This is a genomic window from Enterococcus moraviensis ATCC BAA-383 (assembly GCF_000407445.1).
Lineage (GTDB): Bacteria > Bacillota > Bacilli > Lactobacillales > Enterococcaceae > Enterococcus_L > Enterococcus_L moraviensis.
Genome location: NZ_ASWB01000002.1, coordinates 91,737 through 114,880 on the forward strand (window position 1 = coordinate 91,737; position 23,144 = coordinate 114,880).

Sequence of the window (23,144 nt, forward strand, 5' to 3'; positions counted from 1 at the left end):
ATCTCTGTTTCTGTTCAATTAATGTTCTGTTTGTTATACTTAAATTAAATTTGATACTAGGAGAAGGAAACATGAAGCAAAATTTTGCAATTATTGGTTTAGGAAGATTTGGCGGAAGTATCTGTCAAACATTAATCGAGTCAGGTCAAGAAGTTTTAGCAATCGATAGTAATGAGGATCGGGTTAATGAGTACATGAATATTGCAACGCATGCAGTCGTGGCAAATGCACAAGATGAGGCTACCTTGCGTTCATTAGGGATTCGTAACTTTGATCATGTTGTCGTGGCTATAGGTGAAGATATTCAAGCCAGTATATTAGTTACCCTTATGGTCAAAGAAATGGGTGTGCCAAACGTCTTAGCTAAAGCTGTAAATGAATATCATGCAAGAGTATTAGACAAAATCGGTGCAGATTTGGTTGTTCATCCAGAACGAGACATGGGGATCAGAGTGGCACACAAGTTGGTTTCAAGAAATATATTAGATTACATTGAGTTATCGAATGAAGTTTCTCTAGCAGAAGTTCGTGTATCAAATCCTAAATTTTATGGGAAAACGTTAGGAGACTTAAATTTCCGTCAGCGTTTTGGGTTAACTGTTGTTGCGATACGCCGTTCGAAATCAGAAGTAATAGCCTCGCCTGCTGCAGAAGAGATGGTCAGAGAAAATGATAATTTACTGGTTGTTGGTGAGACGGATGATGTGGATTTACTAGATGAAAAAATGAATGAGTAAGGTCAAGCACTTTAGTCTCTGTAAATCAGACTCTGTGATAAAATGAAAAGAGTGATATCTAGCTTTACGGGATAGCTATTTAGAAAAAAGATAAAATTTGTTTGTTGTTTAACGCGTGAGAGAATTCTTTTTTATCAAAGATAGTTGAGCCGATTCAGCTTTTTATACTTAGGAGGAAATGACAGATGAAATTAACAATTACGCCGCGTGCACAGCAATGGTTCAAGGATGAAGTAGGCGTTACTTCAGATAGTGGAATTCGTTTTTATGGTAAAATTTATGGGAAAACAGATGTACATGAAGGCTTTTCTATAGCCATGTCTGTCGAAGCGCCCGATCAACCGTTAGTAAAAGAAGTGATTGATGGGGTCACTTACTTCATCGAAGAAACAGATGATTGGTTCTTTAAAGGATATGATCTATCAGTAGATTATGATGATGAAAAAGACGAACCTAAATATAAATTTATCGAGAATAAAGAAGATTTGAAACAATAAGTCAATTAAGCCTGATTGTTTTATAAAAAGGGAACGAAAAAACTGTTACAGTTTTTTCGTTCCCTTTTACGTTGGTTAGCATATACAGTAATATAATAAAGAAATCATCCAGTCAAAGAAGAAGATTTTGTTGTATATATTTTATGTAAAGTATCGATCAGACCAACTTGATAATCGAGCGCAGGAGATAAAGGGATTATTTGGAAGTTCCCCTCCTGTTTGATTTTATCTGGCAATAGAAGTTTTGAGGCAGCTATGTAAAAGTCATATTCTTCTTTTGAAGTCGAAGAAACAAAGGAGACAGAAACAAAGGAAATCTGCTCTAAAAAATCAAAAAGAGATTGTAAAAAAATGGCATTGGGCGATAAAATGATTCCCACATTCAGTTGGTATTTTGGATTACTCCGTTCATAAAATGGAAGCAGTAAGAAAGAACAAATATAGACCAAGTCATCTAAACAATTTTTTATCCAAGCGTATTCAGTATCCAAAACAAGCTCATTTAAAAATGTTTTAACTTTTTTAGAAAGTGGACCATATAAAGGGTTTTGTTCTTTTACACACCCCTCCATAAAATTAATAGCTAGAGGTAGAGAATCCTTCAAAACAAAGTGGTTTAGACACGTAGTAAAAATATTGGTATTTAATAAGGTTTTTTCATCGTTTGAAAGCTTCTTTTTTGCAAATAGTGGTAAGTAAAACGCTTCAAATTGGTCAATAATCTTACCAAGAGGCTGTTGCTCACTTTCCATATATTCTGTCACGTAATGAATTCTAGGATCATTTGCATGGAAATAAATGCTCCAGTAAAACATCATAAATGAAAGAAAAGTCGTTTCTCTTTCAATGATTGTTTGGGGAACCCTCGCTTTTTCGAGTTTTTCTATAAAGGATAAATTTGTTTTAGGAAAGATTAATTTTTTAAATGGTGGTTCAATAATGAAGTGTTTCTTTTTGATTCTTAGCTGGGAAATGGTTGTTAGTAAATACCATTCCCGAGGTTCAATATAGGTCATCCATTGATGGTATTCTGGGTCAAATAAGTCAAAGCCTCGTTTAGATTCATCCAATGCTAGAAAAAGGTCTTCTCCATAAGATGCGATCCAAAAAAAGTTTAAATAAACAATCCGAATCAAATTTTCTTTTCCAGTCATCTGAAGTTGTGAACAATTTAGTTGAATATCAAATTCTTTTAAATAATTGATCAATGGTTGGAGTCGACGAATGATAGAAGCACGGCTGATAAAGTTATCTCTACAAAAGTTTTCGATAGTGTAATTTCTCTCTAGGATCGTTGCAAGCAGAAATTTGTAGGGCAAACTTTTACGAAATAAGAATTGAGCATATGGAATGTCACGTAACTTTGATAAATCGATATGTACTTTTCCTTGGTCGTTCAACAACTCAAGTCCTTGTTTTTCCATTAGATCTTCATGGATTTCAGCAAATAGTGAGTTCAGACGGGCGTAAGAAAAATCAGTAAATTGTTCAAAATAATGAACGCTATATGTACCGTTGGCTGTAGTCAACAATTGATTAAAAACACTTATTTTACGTTGAGCAACATCATCTAATAAAATGTCTTCTAGCATATGTAGTCTCCCTTTTGTAATTAATTATGATTTTTTATGGTATTAGAAGTGATATGTTTCACAAAAAAAATAATAATTAGATAAAAAATCATTTACTATATATATAGTAACTATTTTCTTTGGAGATTTCAATTAGAATTTAAACATAAATAAAAAAATAATAATTATTTTAAAGTTAATTTAAATGACGATTGTTTTTGTAAACGATATCAATAAGTGCGGATTAACTTTATGAATTTTTTTAATATGTGTTATTTATATCTTATAAATTTGTTTTTAAACATGATGGGAAAAGAGAAATCATGTTCAAGAAAAAATAGAGGAAACTGAAAAAGAATTTTTATTATTGGTTGCGGATATGTGCTATAATCAAAAAAGAATACTTTTTGGAGGAAATTTCATGTTATCGATTATTGTTCCTTGTTACAATGAAGAAGAATCAATTCCATTGTTTTTTGAGGAAGTAGAGAAAGTTAGTTCACAAATTAAGCAGGATATTGAATACATATTTATTAATGATGGCTCAAAAGATCAGACGCTAAATGCGTTAAGAAAACTATACAGTGAACATCCTGAGAAAGTCCGCTATCTTTCTTTTTCTAGAAATTTTGGTAAAGAAGCTGGATTATATGCTGGACTTAAAGAAGCGAAGGGGAATTTAGTAACAGTAATGGATGTGGATTTACAAGACCCTCCGGAACTATTACCTAAAATGATTCAAATGCTAGAAACCAATAAGGAATTAGATTGTGTTGGAACAAGACGAGGTGATCGTGAAGGCGAGCCTCCTATTCGTAGCTTTTTTGCTAGAATGTTTTATAAGCTAGTGAATAAAATTGGTGAAACAGAGATGGTGGACGGTGCTAGAGATTTTCGTTTGATGACTCGCCAAATGGTAGATGCCATTTTAGAGTTAACAGAGTATAATCGCTTTTCAAAAGGAATTTTTAGTTGGGTTGGTTTTAATACTGAATATCTTTCATATGAAAATCGAGAACGTGTAGCAGGGTCTACATCATGGTCTTTTTGGAGCTTACTTAGTTACTCTATTGATGGGATCGTCAATTTTTCAGAAGCACCACTAAATCTTGCTTCATATGTTGGCGCTTTTTCATGTATGGGCTCCGTTGTTGCAATGTTTATCATCTTTTTTAGAACGATCATTAAAGGGGATCCGACTAGCGGTTGGCCGTCAATGGTTTGTATTATTTTATTTGTGGGCGGATTGCAGTTACTTTGTCTAGGTATAATTGGTAAATATATTGGTAAAATCTTCATGGAAACGAAAAAACGTCCAATCTACCTTGTAAAAGAAACGGAAAAAGATCAACAAAAATAAAACGAATGACTCGAATAGTAGCAAGTTCGAGTCATTCGCTTTTTATTTAGATTAGTACCCTTTGTTTAAAGCAATTTCATTTTTTGCTAAAGTACCATCTTTACAATATTGTCTAAGGTTTTGCATAAAAATAGTTAGTAATTTGGTTTTAAAACCTGGTGTTAAACCTGAGATGTGGGGTGTGATCAATACGTTTTTCATTCCCCACAAGGGACTATTTTCAGCTAAGGGCTCTTCTTCAAAGACATCTAAAGCGGCAAAACTTAGCTGGCCAGTATTTAATGCCTGAATCAGATCATCTGTATTAACAGAAGGACCACGGCCTACATTTACGAAAACAGTTCCAGGTTTCATTGCAAGAAACATTCGCTCATTGTACATTTGGAATGTCTCGTCAGTTAAAGGTAAAATATTCACAACGATGTCCATTTCATTCACGATACGACTCATATTTTTATGAGAATAACATTCAATAAAACCATTTGTTACATGACCGGAAGTATTGACGCCATATGTTTGCATTCCCAAACCTTGTGCGAAATGAGCAAGTTGTTGGCCGATTTGTCCGGTTCCAACAATCAACATTTTCTTTAATGAAAGTTGTTGATACGAAATGTTATCTCTTGTCCATTCTGTGTTTGCTTGATTATTGATACTCGTTCGGATTCCACGAAATTCGGCCAATAAGACACCTAAAACATGTTCGGATATTGAAATGCTATGAATCCCACTCGCATTTGACAGCAAAATATCTTTTTCAGAAAAACGTTCTAAATCATACGTGTCTACACCAGCAGAAATGGATTGAACCCATTTTAGACGACTTGTTTCTGAGTTCAATAAGCGTGTTCCGATTTCTTTATCCCATCCCAACATGATTTCAATATCATCTTCAACTACTTGTAGTGATTCTCTTTTTGCATCAATAATAATATAATCAGGAGCACTTTGTCTGATCGTTTCAATTTGATCCTCTTTCAATTGCTCATAAAGATAGATAATTGGTTGTCCCATCTTGATTCCCCCTCGCTCATCCATTGTAACAAAAAAGCACTCCAAACAAAAAAAGATTGAACTATTCACAAATTCAATCTCTTTTAGTATAGGGAATCATTTATATTTTCTCGCCTCGAGCATAAGCAGCTGCAAGAAGATCAACTTCTTTTTTTAACGCATCAACCATGATTTCTTCCGGAACTGTCCGAATGATTTTTCCTTTTTTAAATAGCATTCCTTTGCCATTTCCACCTGCAATTCCGATATCTGCTTCACGAGCTTCGCCAGGTCCGTTAACTGCACAACCTAAAACAGCCACTTTGATTGGTGCTTTGATTGTTTCGATATATTCTTCGATTTCATTTGCAATTGGAATCAGATCAATCTCGATTCGTCCGCAAGTGGGACAAGAAATCAATGTAGCTGCATTACTTGCTAAACCAAAAGACTTCAAAATTTCCTTTGCCACTTTTATTTCTTCTACAGGGTCAGCAGATAGCGAGACACGGCATGTGTTACCGATACCGCGAGAAAGTAAAGCACCAAGACCAGCTGCAGATTTTATTCCGCCAGAAAATTGAGTTCCAGCTTCAGTTATTCCTAAATGGAGCGGATAATCGAAGGTTTGTGAGGCCAAAGTATACGCCTCGATAGCTAAATTAACATCACTTGCTTTTAAAGAAACGATAATATCGTAAAATTCTAATTCTTCCAGTATGTTAATATGTTCAACTGCACTTGCAACCATAGCTTCAGCCGTTGGATATCCATATTGTTGTAAGAATTTTTTTTCTAATGAACCGGCATTCACACCGATTCTGATAGGAATTCCTTTGTTTTTACAGGCATCGACCACTTTTTCAACACGGTCTTTACGGCCAATATTTCCCGGGTTGATTCGAATTTTATCCACACCTTGCTCAATAGCCTTCAAAGCTAAACGATAGTCAAAATGAATATCAGCAACAAGAGGAATCGAAATTTGCTTTTTGATAGCACCTAATGCATCGGCTGCTTGTTCATCTGGAACCGCCACACGAACAATTTGGCAACCAGCCTCTTCTAAGCGCTTGATCTGAGCTACAGTATCTTCAACATCATGTGTCTTTGTTGTACACATACTTTGAATAAATAATTCATCACTTCCACCAATAGTTAAATCACCAACTTTAACCTGACGTGTATTTCTCCGATGAGTTAGTTCTCCCATAATGTATTCTCTCCTTATTGCAGTGCTATTATTTTTAAATTACGTACAATGCATCGTTTATCTTAATACATAATCATGAAACTGACTCTTTCTATATTATGCTAAAGGTGGTTCTTGCCTTTTTTCTTTCCTCAGTGCGAAGAAGAATATCAGCAGAGAAGAGAAAACAATCAAAAAGCTATCATCAAATGAAGGGTTCCAAAAGTGGAGCATACTACTGAAAATCACTGGAAGTGTAGCGCAGTAGGTGGAAATTTTTAAACAATCCAAAAAGCGCAATTTATACAAGCGAATCTTACTATAAAGATTTGCCCCAATCGTGATCAGCAATAAGTTAATGATCAAATTGATGAAAGTTGGATATAGAATGAAAATAAAAATGACTAATTTGATCCAAAAAGGAACACTTGCTTCATCTAAAGCATTTTTCAAATCATTACTATTTAAGCCATCTAACGTACCTTTAGAATAAGGGATTTCAAATTGGTTTGCTCCCAATAGTGAATCAGCTGCACCAGAGTTAGGTAAAGCCACAACAAATTCATCTTGTAAAAAACCTAATCCTACGGCATTACCAACCGAATCAGCTGTGACATCACTTAAAGATCGTTTTCCATCTGGATCAAAAGTGAAAATGATCGAATTTGTTTGATAAATAAAGCCTTCTGCATCTTTTACGGCTTGAAGTTTTCCATCGTCGATTTTAAATTCAGGAAGTTTTGAAGCAATTTTTTGGCCATCGTTTTTGATATCCTGCATAATCGAAAATACTTGTTTTGTGATCGGTAAAGCAAGTATAGCACTTAGAAAAACAACGTATAAAATGACTTTCCAAAAAGGCATTTTTTTCGCCTGATGGAGATCAGTAAATTTAAATAATGACTGTTTAAAAAGCGTAAATGAGTTCATAAATTCTCTCCTGACTTAAAAATTGAGTACACCCGTCATTCTAAAGGAGTTTACGGGGAAAAACAAGTTTTGCTATATTTTTGTAAGCAATTACTTTGAAGCTTACTATAAAATCTGTTATGCTATAAATGTATGAAACTTTATACTTAAATAATGGAGGGATTTTTTATGACTTACACTTTACCAGATTTACCATACGCTTACGATGCATTAGAACCACATATCGATGTGGAAACAATGCATTTACACCACGACAAACACCATAACACTTACGTGACGAACTTAAATGCAGCAATCGACAAACATCCAGAACTTGGGACTAAATCAGTTGAAGAGTTAATCGCTGATATGGACAGTATTCCAGAAGACATTCGTACAGCTGTACGTAATAACGGTGGCGGACATGCCAATCACTCATTCTTCTGGGAAATCATGGCTCCTAATGCTGGCGGTGCACCTACTGGCGAAATTAAAGAAGCAATTGATGCTACATTTGGTAGTTTCGATAAATTAAAAGAAGAATTTAAAACAGCTGCAACTGGACGTTTTGGTTCAGGTTGGGCATGGTTAGTTTTAAATAATGGCCAATTAGAAGTTACGTCAACTCCTAACCAAGATTCTCCTTTAATGGATGGTAAAACACCTGTTTTAGGTTTAGATGTTTGGGAACATGCTTATTACCTAAACTACAAGAATGTACGTCCTGATTATATCGACGCATTTTGGAACCTTGTAAACTGGGATGAAGTTAACAAACGTTTCGCAGCTGCGAAATAACTATAAAAATAGAATATCTATAATATTTTTAAGGAAAACAGTAAATACACTGTTTTCCTCTTTTTTTTTGTGGCATACTTATAGTTAGAAATACAAAATACTGAAAGTGAAGAGTAAAGGAGTTTTTAGGATGAAATTGACTATGCAAAAAGTTCATGGTTCAGAAAATGATTTCTTTTTAATAGATGAAACACAATTGGGACGCCCCTTTACAGATAAAGAAATAGATGATTTACGCCTTTCTTTATGTAATAGAGACAAAGGATTACTAGGTGGAGCCGATGGGTTATTACTTGTGGAACCTGCCGTGGGAGAATCGTTAGCCAAAATGCGTGTGATCAACAGTGATGGAAGTGAAGCAAGCATGTGCGGAAATGGGTTGCGGACAGTTGCTAGATATTTGTCTGAAAAATATGAGCAAGAATATTTTACAGTCGAAACAATGTTTGCTGATTTGAAAGTCCGAAAAGCATCAGAGCTGGCTGATAATATAGCAACGTATCAAGTTGAGATTTCACCTGTTCGTTTTGAAGCAGAGACGATTCCGATGCAAACTAAAAATAATACGATAATCGATGAAGTGATTCCAGAATTGTCTAGTAAATTGAAATTTTCAGCGGTAGCTGTTCCAAACCCTCATTTGATTACATTTGTAGATCATCAAACCCTGATGGGAGATGAATTTGAACGAATAGCAACCTATGTAAATGGGGACAATCCTATTTTTCCGGATGGGGTCAATGTCAGTTTTGTCGAAATAATAGGGAAAAACGAATTATTTGTACGAACCTTTGAACGTGGCGTAGGCTTTACCAGTGCATGTGGAACTGCGATGTGTGCAAGTAGTTTAATGTATGTCTTGCTGAATAATGGTGAATTTAGCGAAACAATCACCGTTAGAAATACTGGTGGTATGGTAAAAACTGTGGTCCACGAAGATGATTCTGATGGTTATTGGATGGAATTGATTGGAAATGCAACGATTACCCATTTGATTGCGGGTACGTTGACTGATTTTATAGAAGGTAACTTTGAACAAGGGATGATAGATGAAACAGCTGAACAAGGAGATTATCTAACATTCTTAGAGTCAATAAAATAGATAGATAAAAAAGGAAAATGATGGGTAGTAAAGGATAGTAATCGTTTAAAGGAGTGTAGTAGTGGGAAAAAGTGGTTGGGTTGGTAAACTTATTTGTGTACTGGTTATTCTTAGTTCAATTAGTATTTGTTTCTTGGGAATGCAATCAAATACTAAGCAAGAACAAAAACGAAAAGTAGAATATGCAAAATCAACGGTGGAAAACGAAGCCGTAAAGATTAATCAATTAAACAAGGCAATTGGTCAACTATATCAAAAGAATCAAGACGAGTTTTTGATTGAACCGTTTGATGATGAGAAGTTGAAAGACATTGAAAGAGATGCAACTGCATTGAAAACAGAAGCAGCAGATTTTGGACTGAAGAAGACTGATTTCAAGACAGATACAGCTGAAATATCGCAAGGAAAGAACAATTTATTAGGTGAAATAGAGACAATAAAAAATAAAAAAAATACCCAAGAAGAAGTGGCGGCGCTACTTGAACAAGCACCTACTGACTGGGAAACGGGAAGTTCTTCAGTTAGTGTGAATGAAAAAGCTACAGCAGAAGGAATTTTGCAGATACGCAATAAAATGAACAAAACTGAAAGTCAATGGAGCAATTCAATTACTGCTTACCTAGATGAAATGGCTGCTCAAGTAAAACAATATCATGAAATCAAACAATCAATTGCTGAAATGCTCAAGGATGATGTTTTAACTGAAACGGCTACTCTTGATAATTTTATTCTTGTTTTCAATCAAGTAGATCAAGTTAAAAGTGAAATATTGAAAAAAGAGTTGTCCAGTAAATTGGATATAATTGATAAGCTTTTGGAAACAGAAGCGAATAACGATACAATAAGTGAATAGATCAGATTAGAGGGAAAAGGGTTTTTAAAGATGCCAAAATGTAAACTATCAATTATTTTAAGATTTATTGAAATAATTGAGAACGCATTTTTTGCAAATAACCTTGTACTTACTTCATCTAGAATTTATAATTATTTGTATGTAGTTAATTGGAGGAAAAAATGGAAGAGACAATCAGTTTACAGGAATTAATCGGAGTATTAAAGAAACGAGTTGGGTTGATCATTATTAGTATGTTTTTAGGGCTGGGAGTTGCCGGAATCTTAACGTACTTTGTTATTACCCCTAAATACAGTTCCCAAGTACAATTAATCGTTCGCTTACCGCAAAATGATACAACAAATGTTAATGATATCAACGGAAACTTACAGATGATCAATACGTATAAGGATCTAATCAAAAGTGATACTGTAATGACTGAAGTACAACAAAGAATGAAAGCTGAATATGAAAATGACTTATCAATCGAAGTGTTGAAAGAAAGTGTTTCGGTAAATCAATCGCAAAACTCACAGATGTTTTCGATTGTGTCAAAAGTGACGGATCCAATTGTGGCCCAAAACATTGCGAATCAAACAGCCTTAGTTTTCCAAGAACAAGCGAAAGATATGCTGAATGTAGATAAAATCACAATCATATCCTCTGCAACTGCGAATATGAGTCCTGTTTCACCAAATGATAAAATGAACTTAATGATTGGATTGGCTCTAGGTGTTCTATTTGGAATAGCGCTATCCTTTATTTTAGAATTATTCGATAAAACAATCAAAGATGATAGTTTTGTAGAAGACGAACTAGGTTTTTCAATATTAGGTGTTGTACCTAATATGACAGCAAAAGAATTAAATGCAAAGGTTATACGCACGTCTGCGAATCCCATTTTGCATCCAGTTGATCCACGCAATTCAAAAAGAGAGATACCTAGATCAGCACCAAAAGAAAACAATAGCCCCGATACTTCTGCACCAGCACGTAGAAGCCGTCCGCGAGTTTAAAGGAGTATGGAATGACAAATAAAATGCGGCCACAAAAAAAACAAAAAACAAAAGCTGTAAGTTTGATTACTTTAGCCGATAAATCTTCACCAATTTCAGAGCAATATCGAACGATTCGTACAAATATCCAATATGCTATGGTAGATAGAGATTTAAAAACGCTAGTGATTACATCGTCAGGACCTAGTGAAGGTAAGTCTACTACGTCTGCGAATCTAGCCATCGTATTTGCCAATTCAGGAAAGCGTGTCCTACTTGTAGATGCTGATATGCGTAAGCCAACAGTAGCAAAAACATTTTCGTTGGATAACATCCGTGGATTAAGTACTTTGTTGGGAAGCCGTGAAACAATGCTTCATCAAGTTGTACAATCATCTGGTGTGGACAATTTATTTTTAATGACAAGTGGTCCTAAACCACCTAACCCTTCGGAATTGTTAGATTCTAGAAGAATGAAAGAATTAATGGTGGAATTAAAAGAACAATATGATTTGGTTATCTTTGATATGCCGCCAGTTGTGGCTGTGACGGATGCTCAAATTGTGTCCTCTAAATCAGATGGGACTATCTTGGTTGTTCGTGAAAATGTTTCTAAAAGGGATTCCTTATTAAAAGCCAAAAATCTATTAGAATTAGTGGATGCGAATATTTTAGGGGTCGTTTATAACGGTTCCAAAAATGTAGCAGATCAAGGCTACTATTACGGATCATAATAGTAGCAAGGAAGGAAAATGCCAATGATTGATTTACATTGCCATATATTGCCTGGTATCGATGATGGAGCAAAAACAATCGATGATTCACTCGATATGGCCAGAATGGCGGTTAAGCAAGGGATCACGCATATTCTTTGTACACCTCATCATAATAATGGCAAATATGATAATCCTGCCGAGCAAGTAATTACTCATGTGGCAGCTTTACAAAAAGAGTTAGATCAGCGAAGTATTCCTCTTACTTTATTTGAAGGACAAGAAGTACGGATTACTGGCGAATTATTGGAGCAAATTCAATCAGATAATATTCTATTTGCGGATCTAGATAATAGATATATCTTGATTGAGTTTCCTACAAATGATATTCCAGCATATACAGAACATCTGTTTTTTGAACTATTAAAAGCAGGTCATATCCCAATAATTGTTCATCCAGAGAGAAATAGCAAGTTTATCCAAGATCCCAATAGATTAATACCATTTTTAGAGATGGGCGTTTTAACTCAATTAACGGCTCCAAGTTATATCGGAGTCTTTGGTAAAGAAATAGAGAGAACTGCGAAACTGATGGTCTCTCACAATTTAGTTTATATGATGGCATCAGATGCTCATAATATTAATAAACGTGGTTTTTTTATGAAAAAGGCTTATGATGCTATTGCTAAGGACATGGGTGGAGAGTATGTTGAAGCGATGCAACAAATGTCTAGAGATATTCTCAACGGGGATGATGTGCAAAAACCTATTTTTAAAGAAGTGAAAAAGAAAAAGTTTGGTTTATTTTAAAAGCAAAAATAATTTAAGTATTTCGTTATAAGTACATATTTTTAGATGATTTTTGTTGGAGGTAAATAACATTGTCGTGTTATTCATGCGCATTATCAGCGTAAAGGAGTGGGGAAATTGGAGGAAAAGCTTGTAGAAGTTGGTAGACGGGCACAGCAGAAAGAAGAGCTTTCTGAATTAACAATTAACACTGAGTTTGAAAAACAATCATTGTTTTTTAGATTTTTTAAACGAATCGTAGATATTTTTGGTAGTTTGCTTGGCTTAATCTTATTAAGTCCAGTATTTTTAATTGTTGCTTGGTTGATATATAAAGAAGATCCTAACGGCCCTGTAATCTTTTCACAAAAAAGAGTTGGAAAACAAGGCCGTTTATTTACCATGTACAAATTTCGCTCTATGTGTACCGATGCAGAAGAACAGTTCCATGATTTACTTGAATTAAACGAGATTGAAGGGGCTATGTTTAAGATAAAAAATGATCCTAGAGTGACAAAAATTGGGAAAAAAATTCGAAAAACGAGCATTGATGAACTTCCTCAACTTTTGAATGTTTTAAAAGGAGACATGTCATTAGTAGGACCCCGTCCACCTCTACAAAGAGAGGTCGCTGAATATAGCAAACGTGATTTAAAACGATTAAGCGTTAAGCCAGGCTGTACAGGTCTGTGGCAAGTCAGAGGCAGAAATGACGTCCACTTTGATGATATGGTTGACTTCGATCTAGAGTATATTCATAATCAGTCTCTTTACAATGATTTTAAAATTATTTTTCAAACAGTCAAAGTTATGCTTTTTTCTAAAGGGGCATATTAAATGGAACATAAGAAAAAAAATCCAGCAAACAAAAAAATATGTTTGATTGCCTCTTCTGGAGGACATTATGAGCAATTATTAATGTTAAAAGCACTAGAAGAAACCTTTGATGTGTACTACGTTACCGAAAAAACTGATTACAATGGTAATGATCAAAATACGTATTACATAAAACAAATAAATCGACGTGAAAAATTGTTTGTTATAAATATCGTTAGAATTTTTTTCCAGTCCGTGAAAATATTTATGAAGGAAAAACCAGATATAATCATTTCCACAGGGGCATTGGCAGTTATTCCCACTTTTATTTTAGGAAAAGCATTCAAGAAAAAACTGATTTTTATTGAATCTTTTGCCAAAATCAATTCGCAAACACTTACAGGAAAATTCATTTATAAATTTTCCGATGTGTTTTTCGTTCAGTGGGAAGAAATGAAACAATTTTATCCAGATGCTATTTTTAATGGACCTGTATATTAGGAGGTAAAAATGATATTTGTAACATTAGGCTCTCAAAAATTCCAATTTGATAGATTGCTAAAAGAATTAGATCAATTGAAAAGTCAACAAATTATTACACAAGAAATTTTTGCACAAGTTGGCTTTAGTGAATATGAACCTCAATTCTTTGACAGTGAAAGATTTGTAGACAGAGAAACCTTCCAAAATAAAATGGACAAAGCTGAACTAGTAATAACACATGGTGGAACAGGTGCAATTATAACGGCTTTAAAAAAGGAAAAAAAAGTTATTGCTGTTCCTAGGAAAAAGGAGTTTGGAGAGCATGTTGACGACCATCAGGAACAGATAGTTGCTAGTTTTTCTACGTCAAAATATATTCTTGGTGTAAACGACATGAGTGAACTTGAACAGGCAATAACGGAAGCGAATAGTTTTCAATTCAAAAAGTTTATTTCAAATAATAAAAAATTTGTTGAGGCGCTGATAAGTATAATCAATGATACCAAATAGAAATGTTAGCTAAGGTCTATAGAAGGAGTTATGTTGGGAATGATTAATGTTTTAATGATAGGCTCTCATTTTTCTGCAAAAGGTGGGATTAGTACAGTGATAGAACAAATTGATGGTTGGCTAAAGAATTCTGATGAGCTAAACTATCAGTTTATTTCAACCTATGTAGATAAAAACTTGTTTTCGAAAAGCTTGCATTTTTGTGATGCAATTTTTAGAATCAAAAAAATGATTTCCTCTCAAAAGATTGATCTGGTACATATACATATGTCGTATAAAGGAAGTTACGTCAGAAAAAGGATTTTATGTAATATTTTTTGGAAACAGAGGATACCTACTATTTTACATATCCATGGTTCTGAGTTTAAGGTTTGGTATGATGGTCTAACAAATCGAAAAAAGGAAGAGGTTAAGGAATTTCTTTTGAAACAAAAAAAAGTAATTGTTTTAGGTGAAGAGTGGGCTAATTTTTTCAGAGGTATTGATTCTGATATTAATATATCTGTAATACACAATGCCGTTTCAATTCCAGAAGAAACTGTATCATGGGAAAATGAATCAAAAAAGATTTTCTTTTCGGGGGTATTACTAAAAAGAAAGGGAATATATGATTTGATTGATGCTATGGTCCTTTTGAAAAAAAGTAATTATCTAAAAACAAATTGTATAACGTTAAAAATTGCAGGTACTGGAGAAGAAGCAATAAGCTTAAAAGAAAAAGTTGAAGAGTTAGGTTTGGAAAAATACGTAAGCTTTTTAGGATGGATAGGGGACAAAAAAGAACTGAAAAAAGAAATACTGGATTCGACTATAGGTGTACTGCCATCCTATAATGAAGGGCTACCGATGAGTTTATTAGAATGCATGAGTTATGGCTTACCAATGATTTCGACAAATGTAGGAAGTATTGCATCTGTGATTTCAGATGGTAAAAATGGTGTGCTTATTACACCTGGTAATGCTGAAGAATTGGCCTTAGCGATTGAAAAACTACTTAATGATCAAAAAAAATGGCAGCTTTATTCTGATAACGCTAAAGATACCATAGTTAGAAATTTTGATGAACAAAAGTTATTTACTCAATTAGCTCTTGTTTACCAGGAGGTTTCTAATGCGAACGTTTAAACGATTCATTATTTTTGTAATGATAGTAACGATTCTGTTTCAAAAGACAATTCAATTTTATTGGGATAATCCATTAATATCATATTTGGATGAGTTTATCATTACATTTTTCTTTATCTATTCGTTAGTATCAATTTTCATGAAAAAATCTGTAAACAAGACAAGTGTTTATTTATTATTATTGACGCTTATTTTTATAACTATAGGATTACTTTCGTTTAAGTTTAATAGTATTGGAAGTATGTCCAATTTATTGAACGGTACTTTTCTATCAGTGAAATTTCTTATTTTAGTTATTTCTTTTATGAATATAACGGTAAAAAAATCGACAGTGGATTATGCTCTATCGGTTCTTTTAGCACTAGCATTTATAAATTCTCTTTTTGTTATTGCTAATTTTGTAATGCCTGATTTTTATCATCGACTGTTTCCTTTTGTTTATATAGACAATGCACGTATATTGGGTTTTGGAGGAGCAATGGGCTTATTTGTTCATCCTGGAATAGCTGGATGGTTTAGCCTATTAGTGGGAAGTATTTACCTATCTAAGTATTCTCAAAAAGCTAAGAAGTCGACGCTATTATTTGTTGTATTTCACTTTTTCATTGCGTTGTTATCGTTAAGAGTAAAAGTGATTCTTAGTATGATTGCCTTAATATCCTTCTACATTCTATTTATATCTTCAAGAAAAAGTCGAATGCGAAATATTGTGATCGGTGCTTTTCCAATTGTCATATTTTTAGTGGTATTCCAAAATATGATTATAGAAAATTTGCAAAAGTATATTTTTAATTTTGGTTCATATGGTGTTAGTGTAGAAACGAGTGCTCGATCAGCTTTGTTATCAACTAGCATTCAAATTGCAAGAGACTATTTTCCATTAGGTGTAGGTTTTTCAAAATATGGAAGTTGGTTTGCAAGAGTGAACTATAGTGAGTATTACTATAAATATGGGATGAGTTCGATTTATGGTTTGACACCAAGCGATCCCAAATTTGCGACAGACACATACTGGCCTGCAATAGTAGGTGAAACTGGTATTATGGGCACTGTAATTTATATAGGGATATTATTGCTCATCACCAAGAAGTTGATACAAAAGTTCAATCAAAACAAGTTTGAAAAAAATTATTCATATTTTATGGCTGTACTAGCCTTATTCATTTTTGGACAAGCAATTTTAGAGTCTTTTGGTGAAGCCATATTTAACAGTAGTCCTCAAAATATTGTCTTAGGAATAATTATTGGAATAGCAACCTCAAATAAATTAAAAGAAAGTGATTGATAATGAAAATATTGATCGATAATTGCGTACCATTAAATAATGGAGATGCTGCTCTAATCTTTAGTATCGGAAAGAAATTTGAAAATAAAAATCAGGTTGTATACAATACAAATAATTTTGCAAAGGTAAAAGAAAAATATCCTGAAAATAGTTGGAGTAGAAGTCTTTTAGATAGACGAATCTATAGATTAATTTGGAAAGGACTCCCCTTTCTAAATAAGATTATATTTTTTTTCCCAATTATTTTAAAAAAGGAATATAGACAAGCGGATGCTATTATTTCAGCACCTGGAGGATATATACATAGTTACTATGGTATTGAATTTAGAATGTATATCCTTTATTTGTGTAAAAAAATATTGAAGAAAAAGGTAGGGATTTATTCTCAATCAATCGGAAATCTCAGTCGATCAGATCAAAAAATATTTATTAAGTATGCTAAAAACTTAGACTTCATTTTTGTTAGAGATGAGATTTCATATCACAGAGTTTTAGAATATGGTGATTTAAAAAATGTTTTTTTAACGAAAGATGCTGCATTTTTATTAGGTAAAAAAGATCTACAAGATAAGAGCGATAAAAAGAAGCGTAAAGTAGCAATTTCAGTAAGGTCATGGGATAAAGAAGGCCGTTCTAAGGCTAGATACTATGATTTAATTGGAACTATCATTACTATTTGTTTGGAAAAAGACTTTGAGGTAGTTTTCCTATCGACATGTCAAGGGTTGGACGATTATGTAGATGATTCAAAAGTTGCAGAAAATATTATAGAAACACTTAATTTAAAAGAGTGTAAATCAATCTCGATAGATAATGCTTACCATGATCTAAATGAGTTGCAGTTTGCTATACGAGACTTCGATTTTGTTATTGGAACAAGGCTACATATGTGTATTCTTTCTTTATTGAATTCTGTACCAGCATTTAATATTTCTTATGAAGAAAAAGGAAAAGCAACCTACGAGTATTTAGACATTGTAGACTATTCAATAGATTACAATAGTGAAAATAACATAACAGAAAAGCTAAAAGTATTTTTTGAGATCGATGAATCTAGAAAAGAAACATTATCAAAAAAAATAAAAGAAATTATAGCTGAACAAGAGGATTTCTTTGAAATTGCTGAGCAGCTCATAATCGAGGAAAAGTAAATGGAATCAAGAAAAAAAGAGATAGTATATTGCGATGTTTTTAGATATTTTGGACAATATAAGATTGGATTGTTTAAATATTTAACGATGCCAAGGCAAATAAAGTACTTTATCCTATTAAGAAAATACCAAATGGTATCGAATAACTATTTAAAAAGAGTATATAAAATCCAAGCAAAGTTACTCGGCAGAAAAATACAGATGGACATTCCCTTAGAAACAACAATTGGTCGAGGAATTGTGATGTATCATGAGGGACAAGTAGCTATTCATCCGAAGGCAACAATTGGTAATAATGTGACTATCTCACCAGGTCTTGTTGTAGGACATTCACCGAGAGGAACGACTAAAGGTGCCCCTACTATTGGGGATAATGTATGGATGGGACAAAATGTGGCAGTAGTCGGAAAAATAACTGTAGGAAAAAATGTGTTGATAGCGCCGAATAGCTTTGTGAATGTTGATATTCCTGATAACTCTATTGTATTTGGCAATCCTTGCATAATAAAAAAATCACTTAAAGCTACAGATGGTTATATACAAAACAAAGTTTAATAGATACTTGAGGAGAGTACATGAATAAGAAAATCGCTACGAATTTTTTATACCAAGCTATGTATCAAGTGACTCTAATTGTTTTACCCATAGTCACAATCCCAATTATTTCTCATGCGCTAGGAGCAGATGGGCTGGGATTATGGAACTATGTTAGTTCTATCGTTAGTTATTTTACATTGGTAGCTGGATTAGGGTTAGCAAATTACGGAGTAAGAGAAATTGCAATAGTAAAAAAAAGTAAAGAACTCTTGTCAAAGAAATTTTTTGAATTACAAATATTCAATGCTTTCTTCTCGTTAGGAACATTTATTGTATATTTAATAATGATTTTGTTTTTGCCGAATAAAGACTTGTATTTAGCGCAGTCTTTTGTAGTATTAGGTGCTTTATTTGACATATCATGGTTTTTTGCTGGAATAGAAGATTTTAAAAAAATATCCCTCTTAAATGTTTTTATAAAAGTAGTGAGTTTTGTTTGTATTCTGTTATTTGTAAAAAATAGGTCGGACTTGTTTTTATATATTCTTATCCAGTCATTAAGCACTTTTTTTTCTCAACTTGGATTGTGGCTTTTTTTACCTAAAAAAGTTTCTTGGTACGCAGTTAGTATTCGTGAATCATGGGGGCATTTTCGACCAGCACTTGAATTTTTTATAGCTAAAGTGGGGGCAACTATATTTTCCAGTATTACTAAAACGATTCTAGGAATGCTTACTACAATGACTTTTGTAGGGATTTATTCTAATTCTTTGACATTGGTTTTTATGTCTGGAAGTATTGTAGGTGCTTTGAATACGGTAATGATTCCTCATATGAGCAAGTTGGTAGATAGCAATGAGCCAGCAAAAATGACAAAAATATTGGAACGAACGATTCATCTGCAATTATACTTTACGATAGCAATTATGTTTGGGATTATTGCCATTAACGGTAAAATGATTGGTTGGTTCTATGGATCAGAGTTTTATTCAATGGTGAATACGGTACCGTTGCTTTCTATATCAGTTGTATTACAGTCACTTTATAATGGGATTGCTACACAGTATTTAATACCTAAAGGAGATATGAAGTCCTATAATTTATCAATCCTCTATGGTGCAATTCTATCTGCAGTTTTGGATATTCTCTTAATTCCTTTTATTGGTATCTATGGAGCGATTCTCGGAAATATTTTTGGACAGCTTTTGATTTGTGCTATGCGAATTATTCCCTTAAAAAAAGAAACAGGTTTTCAATTTAATTATATTTGGATTGGAAAATATATTGTAGCTGGAATAATCATGCTTGGTTTAATAAATAGATTAACTGAAACTCTTCCAACTTCTGCAAAAACAACATTGATCCAAGTTTCTATTGGGATAATTTCGTATTTCATTATTACTATCATATTTAGAGTTAATCCTTTAATTAGTGAAATCAGAAAAAAATAAGGAGTCAACGATGAAAAAAATATCTGTATTTGGTTTGGGTTATGTTGGACTAGCAAACGCATTATTGCTATCGCAAAATGAACAAGTAGTAGCCTATGACATTATTACTGAAAAAATCGATCAATTAAACCAAGGAATTTCGCCTATAGAGGATAGAGAAATTGATGATTTTTTACTATCAAAAAAATTAAACATTCATTTCACGAAAGATTTGGAAGAAGCAGTTCGCTTTGGTGATTACCTTATTATTGCCACACCGACTGATTATGATGAAAAAAAGAATTACTTTAATACTTCGACTGTTGAAGCTGTAATAGAAAAGGCTTTGACCATTAGACCAGATGCCTGCTTTATCATCAAATCAACAGTTCCAGTAGGTTACACAGATTCTTTAAAGCTAAAATACAATACGGATAACATCATATTTTCTCCTGAATTTTTGCGTGAAGGCAAAGCATTGTATGACAACCTGTATCCGTCAAGAATTATTATAGGTGAAAATTCTGAACGAGCACAGGAAATTGGAGATATGTTCTTAGCAAATACTGTCGAAAAAGACAGTGCAGTGCTGTTGACGCATTCGGCTGAAGCGGAAGCTATCAAATTATTTTCGAACACGTATTTAGCATTAAGAGTTGCTTATTTTAATGAATTAGACACATATGCTGAAGTACGTGGCTTAGACGCCAAACAAATCATTGAAGGTGTGGGGCTAGATCCAAGAATTGGCACGCACTATAACAATCCTTCTTTTGGTTATGGAGGCTATTGTTTACCTAAAGATACCAAGCAATTACGAGCAAATTATGACCAAGTACCCAATAATATTATTAGTGCAATCGTCGAAGCAAATACGACTAGAAAAGATTTTATAGCTGAACAAATTTTAGCAAAAGAGCCTAAAGTTGTAGGTATTTTTAGGCTAACGATGAAAGCAAATTCTGATAATTTTAGATATTCTTCGATTCAAGGGATCATGAAACGACTAAAGGCAAAAGGGATAGAGGTCGTAGTCTATGAACCAACATTAGAAGAGAGTAGTTTTTACAACTCAAAAGTAATCAAAGATCTGGAAGTATTTAAGGAAATGTCAGATATTATTGTTTCAAATCGATTTGAGAATGAATTGATCGACTGTGAAGAAAAAGTTTATACGCGCGATTTATTTAGAAGAGATTAATATTTTTTTAGCGTAAACGCTAAAATTTTTACATTTACATTAAGTTATCATGCCAATTTCTCAAAAAAGTTGCGACATGGTTTAAATTGTGAGAAAATAGATTTCATGAATTATTCTTGCAAAAATGAGGAAGTGTCTTATGAACCTATGGAAAAAAGTAATATTAACCACGTTGGGATTAGTTCTTATTTCAGTTGCGGGGCTTTGTGCATATGGGATTAAAATGTATTCTGATGCATCAGGTACAGTAAAAGGTGTATATGAGTCAATCGATCGAACTTCTAAAAGAAGAGAAACAGCTGTAAATATTGATGCCCAAGAACCTTTTTCAGTCCTATTGATGGGAATTGATACTGGTGATTTAGGGCGTACAGAACAAGGTCGCTCAGATACAACAATGGTGGTTACTATCAATCCAAAAGAAAAAAAATCTACCATGATTAGTTTAGATCGAGATATCTTAACGGATATCGTCGGATATGGAACACAAGATAAGTTGAATCACGCATATGCTTTTGGCGGTGCAAAGATGGCAATTGATACGGTTGAAAATCTATTAGATATTCCAATCGACAATTATGTATCGATCAACATGAAAGGTATGAAGGATTTAATTGATGCTGTAGGTGGTATTGAAGTTGATAATCCGTTCGAGTTTACATTGGATGGTATTACGGTTCCTAAAGGTCATATCAAACTTGATAGTGAGACTGGATTAGCTTATGCGCGTATGCGTGAAGAAGATCCGGAAGGCGATATTGGACGTCAACGTCGCCAAAGAGAAGTTGTGGAAAAAATTGTAAATAAAGTCATCAGTTTAGATGGTGTTTCGAAATATAGAAAAATTTTAGATGCCGTGAAAGATAACGTAAAAACTGATTTGACGTGGGACAATATGGTCGATATCCAGAAAAAATATATGCCAGCTTTTAAAGATATTGATTCTTTACAACTAGAAGGTGAAGGTCAAGAAATCAATGGAATATATTACCAAATTATAGACCCATCAAAATTATATGAAGTACAAACAAATTTACGTTCTCAATTAGGTTTATCTGAAAACAAAGATATGCAGGCACAAGATAATAGTAACTACAATAATTATGTCGGAGGCAATAGCCTATCAGACACAACCAACAATTATGATCCAAATCAAGATACAACAATTGTTGATCCCAACGCCTATGCAGATCAAAATGCGGTAGACGATGGACAATATTCAGGTGAGTATTAAAATCAAAGCTTCTATTCTTTTAAAAGAATAGAAGTTTTTTTATTTTATCACTACTTTAGACTAGAAATCTCTTTTATAGGGTGTTATAATTGGACTATACCAAATACGAACGTAAGGGAGCAATTTTCAATGGAAATCATCAAAGTAGCAAATGCTGAAGAAGGCGGAAAAAAAGCCTTTGAACTGATTAAAGAAGGAATGAACAATGGCGCAAAAGTTTTAGGTCTTGCTACAGGAAGCACACCAGAAACTCTATATAAAGAAATGACTTCAAGCGATTTAGATTTTACAGAGATGACTTCTGTAAATTTAGATGAATATGTTGGTTTGGGTGGGGATGACGATCAAAGTTACCGTTACTTCATGAACGATCAATTATTTATCAAAAAGCCGTTTAAGGACACTTACGTACCAAACGGAAAAGCGGAAGACCTAGCAGCTGAGTGCAAGCACTATGAAAGCATTATTGACAGTAATCCAATCGATATTCAAATACTTGGTATTGGTCAAAATGGGCATATTGGCTTTAATGAACCTGGAACTCCTTTAGATAGTTTGACGCATGTGGTTGAATTGACAGAATCTACAATCAATGCAAATAAACGCAATTTTGAAAAAGTAGAAGATGTACCAACAAGAGCTGTTTCTATGGGAATCGGTTCAATCATGAAAGGCAAGAAAATGATTTTAATGGCTTACGGCGAAGCAAAAGCAGATGCTATCAAAGGAATGATCGATGGACCTGTTTCTGTTGATTTACCAGCAAGTGCTTTACAAAATCATTCAGATGTTGTTGTTATTATTGATGAAGCAGCAGCTAGTAAATTATAATCATAATTAAAAGTGTTTGAGCTATAACGTAAAGTGTTATAGCTCAAACACTT

At 33.6% G+C, this 23,144-nt stretch carries 24 protein-coding genes; 20 read left to right on the forward strand and 4 right to left on the reverse strand.

Annotation, left to right across the window (positions count from 1 at the left end; all coding sequences use genetic code 11):
* Positions 1 to 71: 71 nt before the first annotated feature.
* Together I586_RS06400 and I586_RS06405 are read left to right on the forward strand one after the other, a co-directional pair.
* Entirely contained in the window at positions 72 to 737 is a 666-nt protein-coding gene (locus I586_RS06400) for a potassium channel family protein (protein ID WP_010765960.1), read from the forward strand.
* Positions 738 to 922: 185 nt separating this feature from the next.
* The gene (locus I586_RS06405) at positions 923 to 1,234 is read left to right on the forward strand and encodes a HesB/YadR/YfhF family protein (protein ID WP_010765959.1); all 312 of its coding nucleotides are present in this window, start codon (positions 923 to 925) and stop codon (positions 1,232 to 1,234) included.
* A 104-nt stretch (positions 1,235 to 1,338) separates the two neighbouring features.
* Here the strand turns inward: I586_RS06405 and I586_RS06410 are convergent, their stop codons facing one another.
* Complete coding sequence (locus tag I586_RS06410) at positions 1,339 to 2,826, reverse strand: helix-turn-helix domain-containing protein (RefSeq protein ID WP_010765958.1); 1,488 nt, start codon at positions 2,824 to 2,826, stop codon at positions 1,339 to 1,341.
* 400 nt (positions 2,827 to 3,226) lie between these two features.
* On the opposite strand from I586_RS06410, the gene I586_RS06415 reads away from it, so the two are divergent.
* On the forward strand, positions 3,227 to 4,165 hold the full coding sequence (locus I586_RS06415; RefSeq protein WP_010765957.1) for a glycosyltransferase family 2 protein: 939 nt from the start codon (positions 3,227 to 3,229) through the stop codon (positions 4,163 to 4,165).
* A gap of 51 nt (positions 4,166 to 4,216) precedes the next feature.
* Here I586_RS06415 and I586_RS06420 read toward each other — a convergent pair whose 3' ends face one another.
* The 3 genes from I586_RS06420 to I586_RS06430 form a co-directional block, all read right to left on the reverse strand.
* Entirely contained in the window at positions 4,217 to 5,179 is a 963-nt protein-coding gene (locus I586_RS06420; RefSeq protein ID WP_010765956.1) for a phosphoglycerate dehydrogenase, read from the reverse strand.
* A 100-nt stretch (positions 5,180 to 5,279) separates the two neighbouring features.
* Positions 5,280 to 6,371: a flavodoxin-dependent (E)-4-hydroxy-3-methylbut-2-enyl-diphosphate synthase gene (gene ispG, locus I586_RS06425; RefSeq protein WP_010765955.1), complete on the reverse strand. Its 1,092-nt coding sequence runs from the start codon at positions 6,369 to 6,371 to the stop codon at positions 5,280 to 5,282.
* A gap of 96 nt (positions 6,372 to 6,467) precedes the next feature.
* Positions 6,468 to 7,280: a DUF1189 domain-containing protein gene (locus tag I586_RS06430; protein WP_010765954.1), complete on the reverse strand. Its 813-nt coding sequence runs from the start codon at positions 7,278 to 7,280 to the stop codon at positions 6,468 to 6,470.
* A 168-nt stretch (positions 7,281 to 7,448) separates the two neighbouring features.
* On the opposite strand from I586_RS06430, the gene I586_RS06435 reads away from it, so the two are divergent.
* The 17 genes from I586_RS06435 (at position 7,449) to nagB (ending at position 23,091) form a co-directional block, all read left to right on the forward strand.
* Entirely contained in the window at positions 7,449 to 8,057 is a 609-nt protein-coding gene (locus I586_RS06435; protein WP_010765953.1) for a superoxide dismutase, read from the forward strand.
* A gap of 130 nt (positions 8,058 to 8,187) precedes the next feature.
* Positions 8,188 to 9,159, forward strand: a complete 972-nt coding sequence (dapF, locus tag I586_RS06440) for a diaminopimelate epimerase (RefSeq protein WP_010765952.1) — start codon at positions 8,188 to 8,190, stop codon at positions 9,157 to 9,159.
* A gap of 61 nt (positions 9,160 to 9,220) precedes the next feature.
* A complete protein-coding gene (locus I586_RS06445; RefSeq protein ID WP_010765951.1) occupies positions 9,221 to 10,012 on the forward strand; it encodes a hypothetical protein in 792 nt (263 codons plus the stop codon).
* 161 nt (positions 10,013 to 10,173) lie between these two features.
* Positions 10,174 to 11,007, forward strand: coding sequence for a YveK family protein (locus I586_RS06450; RefSeq protein WP_010765950.1), 834 nt, complete (start codon positions 10,174 to 10,176; stop codon positions 11,005 to 11,007).
* Positions 11,008 to 11,018: 11 nt separating this feature from the next.
* On the forward strand, positions 11,019 to 11,720 hold the full coding sequence (locus I586_RS06455) for a CpsD/CapB family tyrosine-protein kinase (protein ID WP_010765949.1): 702 nt from the start codon (positions 11,019 to 11,021) through the stop codon (positions 11,718 to 11,720).
* 24 nt (positions 11,721 to 11,744) lie between these two features.
* Positions 11,745 to 12,509, forward strand: a complete 765-nt coding sequence (locus tag I586_RS06460; protein WP_034702196.1) for a tyrosine-protein phosphatase — start codon at positions 11,745 to 11,747, stop codon at positions 12,507 to 12,509.
* Between the two features lie 117 nt (positions 12,510 to 12,626).
* Entirely contained in the window at positions 12,627 to 13,325 is a 699-nt protein-coding gene (locus I586_RS06465) for a sugar transferase (RefSeq protein WP_010765947.1), read from the forward strand.
* Positions 13,326 to 13,805 (forward strand): PssD/Cps14F family polysaccharide biosynthesis glycosyltransferase, encoded by a 480-nt coding sequence (gene pssD, locus I586_RS06470; RefSeq protein WP_010765946.1) that lies wholly within the window; start codon positions 13,326 to 13,328, stop codon positions 13,803 to 13,805.
* Between the two features lie 9 nt (positions 13,806 to 13,814).
* Entirely contained in the window at positions 13,815 to 14,297 is a 483-nt protein-coding gene (gene pssE, locus I586_RS06475) for a PssE/Cps14G family polysaccharide biosynthesis glycosyltransferase (protein WP_010765945.1), read from the forward strand.
* Between the two features lie 39 nt (positions 14,298 to 14,336).
* Positions 14,337 to 15,422, forward strand: a complete 1,086-nt coding sequence (locus I586_RS06480; protein WP_010765944.1) for a glycosyltransferase family 4 protein — start codon at positions 14,337 to 14,339, stop codon at positions 15,420 to 15,422.
* On the forward strand, positions 15,409 to 16,707 hold the full coding sequence (locus I586_RS06485) for an O-antigen ligase family protein (RefSeq protein WP_010765943.1): 1,299 nt from the start codon (positions 15,409 to 15,411) through the stop codon (positions 16,705 to 16,707). Before I586_RS06480 ends, I586_RS06485 begins: the two co-directional genes overlap by 14 nt.
* A 2-nt stretch (positions 16,708 to 16,709) precedes the next feature.
* Positions 16,710 to 17,858 (forward strand): polysaccharide pyruvyl transferase family protein, encoded by a 1,149-nt coding sequence (locus tag I586_RS06490; protein WP_034701957.1) that lies wholly within the window; start codon positions 16,710 to 16,712, stop codon positions 17,856 to 17,858.
* The gene (locus tag I586_RS06495; protein WP_010765941.1) at positions 17,859 to 18,413 is read left to right on the forward strand and encodes a serine acetyltransferase; all 555 of its coding nucleotides are present in this window, start codon (positions 17,859 to 17,861) and stop codon (positions 18,411 to 18,413) included.
* Positions 18,414 to 18,433: 20 nt separating this feature from the next.
* Positions 18,434 to 19,846 (forward strand): oligosaccharide flippase family protein, encoded by a 1,413-nt coding sequence (locus I586_RS06500; RefSeq protein ID WP_010765940.1) that lies wholly within the window; start codon positions 18,434 to 18,436, stop codon positions 19,844 to 19,846.
* 10 nt (positions 19,847 to 19,856) lie between these two features.
* Positions 19,857 to 21,026, forward strand: coding sequence for a nucleotide sugar dehydrogenase (locus tag I586_RS06505; protein ID WP_010765939.1), 1,170 nt, complete (start codon positions 19,857 to 19,859; stop codon positions 21,024 to 21,026).
* A gap of 139 nt (positions 21,027 to 21,165) precedes the next feature.
* A complete protein-coding gene (locus tag I586_RS06510; protein WP_010765938.1) occupies positions 21,166 to 22,260 on the forward strand; it encodes an LCP family glycopolymer transferase in 1,095 nt (364 codons plus the stop codon).
* 129 nt (positions 22,261 to 22,389) lie between these two features.
* Positions 22,390 to 23,091 (forward strand): glucosamine-6-phosphate deaminase, encoded by a 702-nt coding sequence (gene nagB / locus I586_RS06515; RefSeq protein WP_010765937.1) that lies wholly within the window; start codon positions 22,390 to 22,392, stop codon positions 23,089 to 23,091.
* Positions 23,092 to 23,144: the final 53 nt, after the last annotated feature.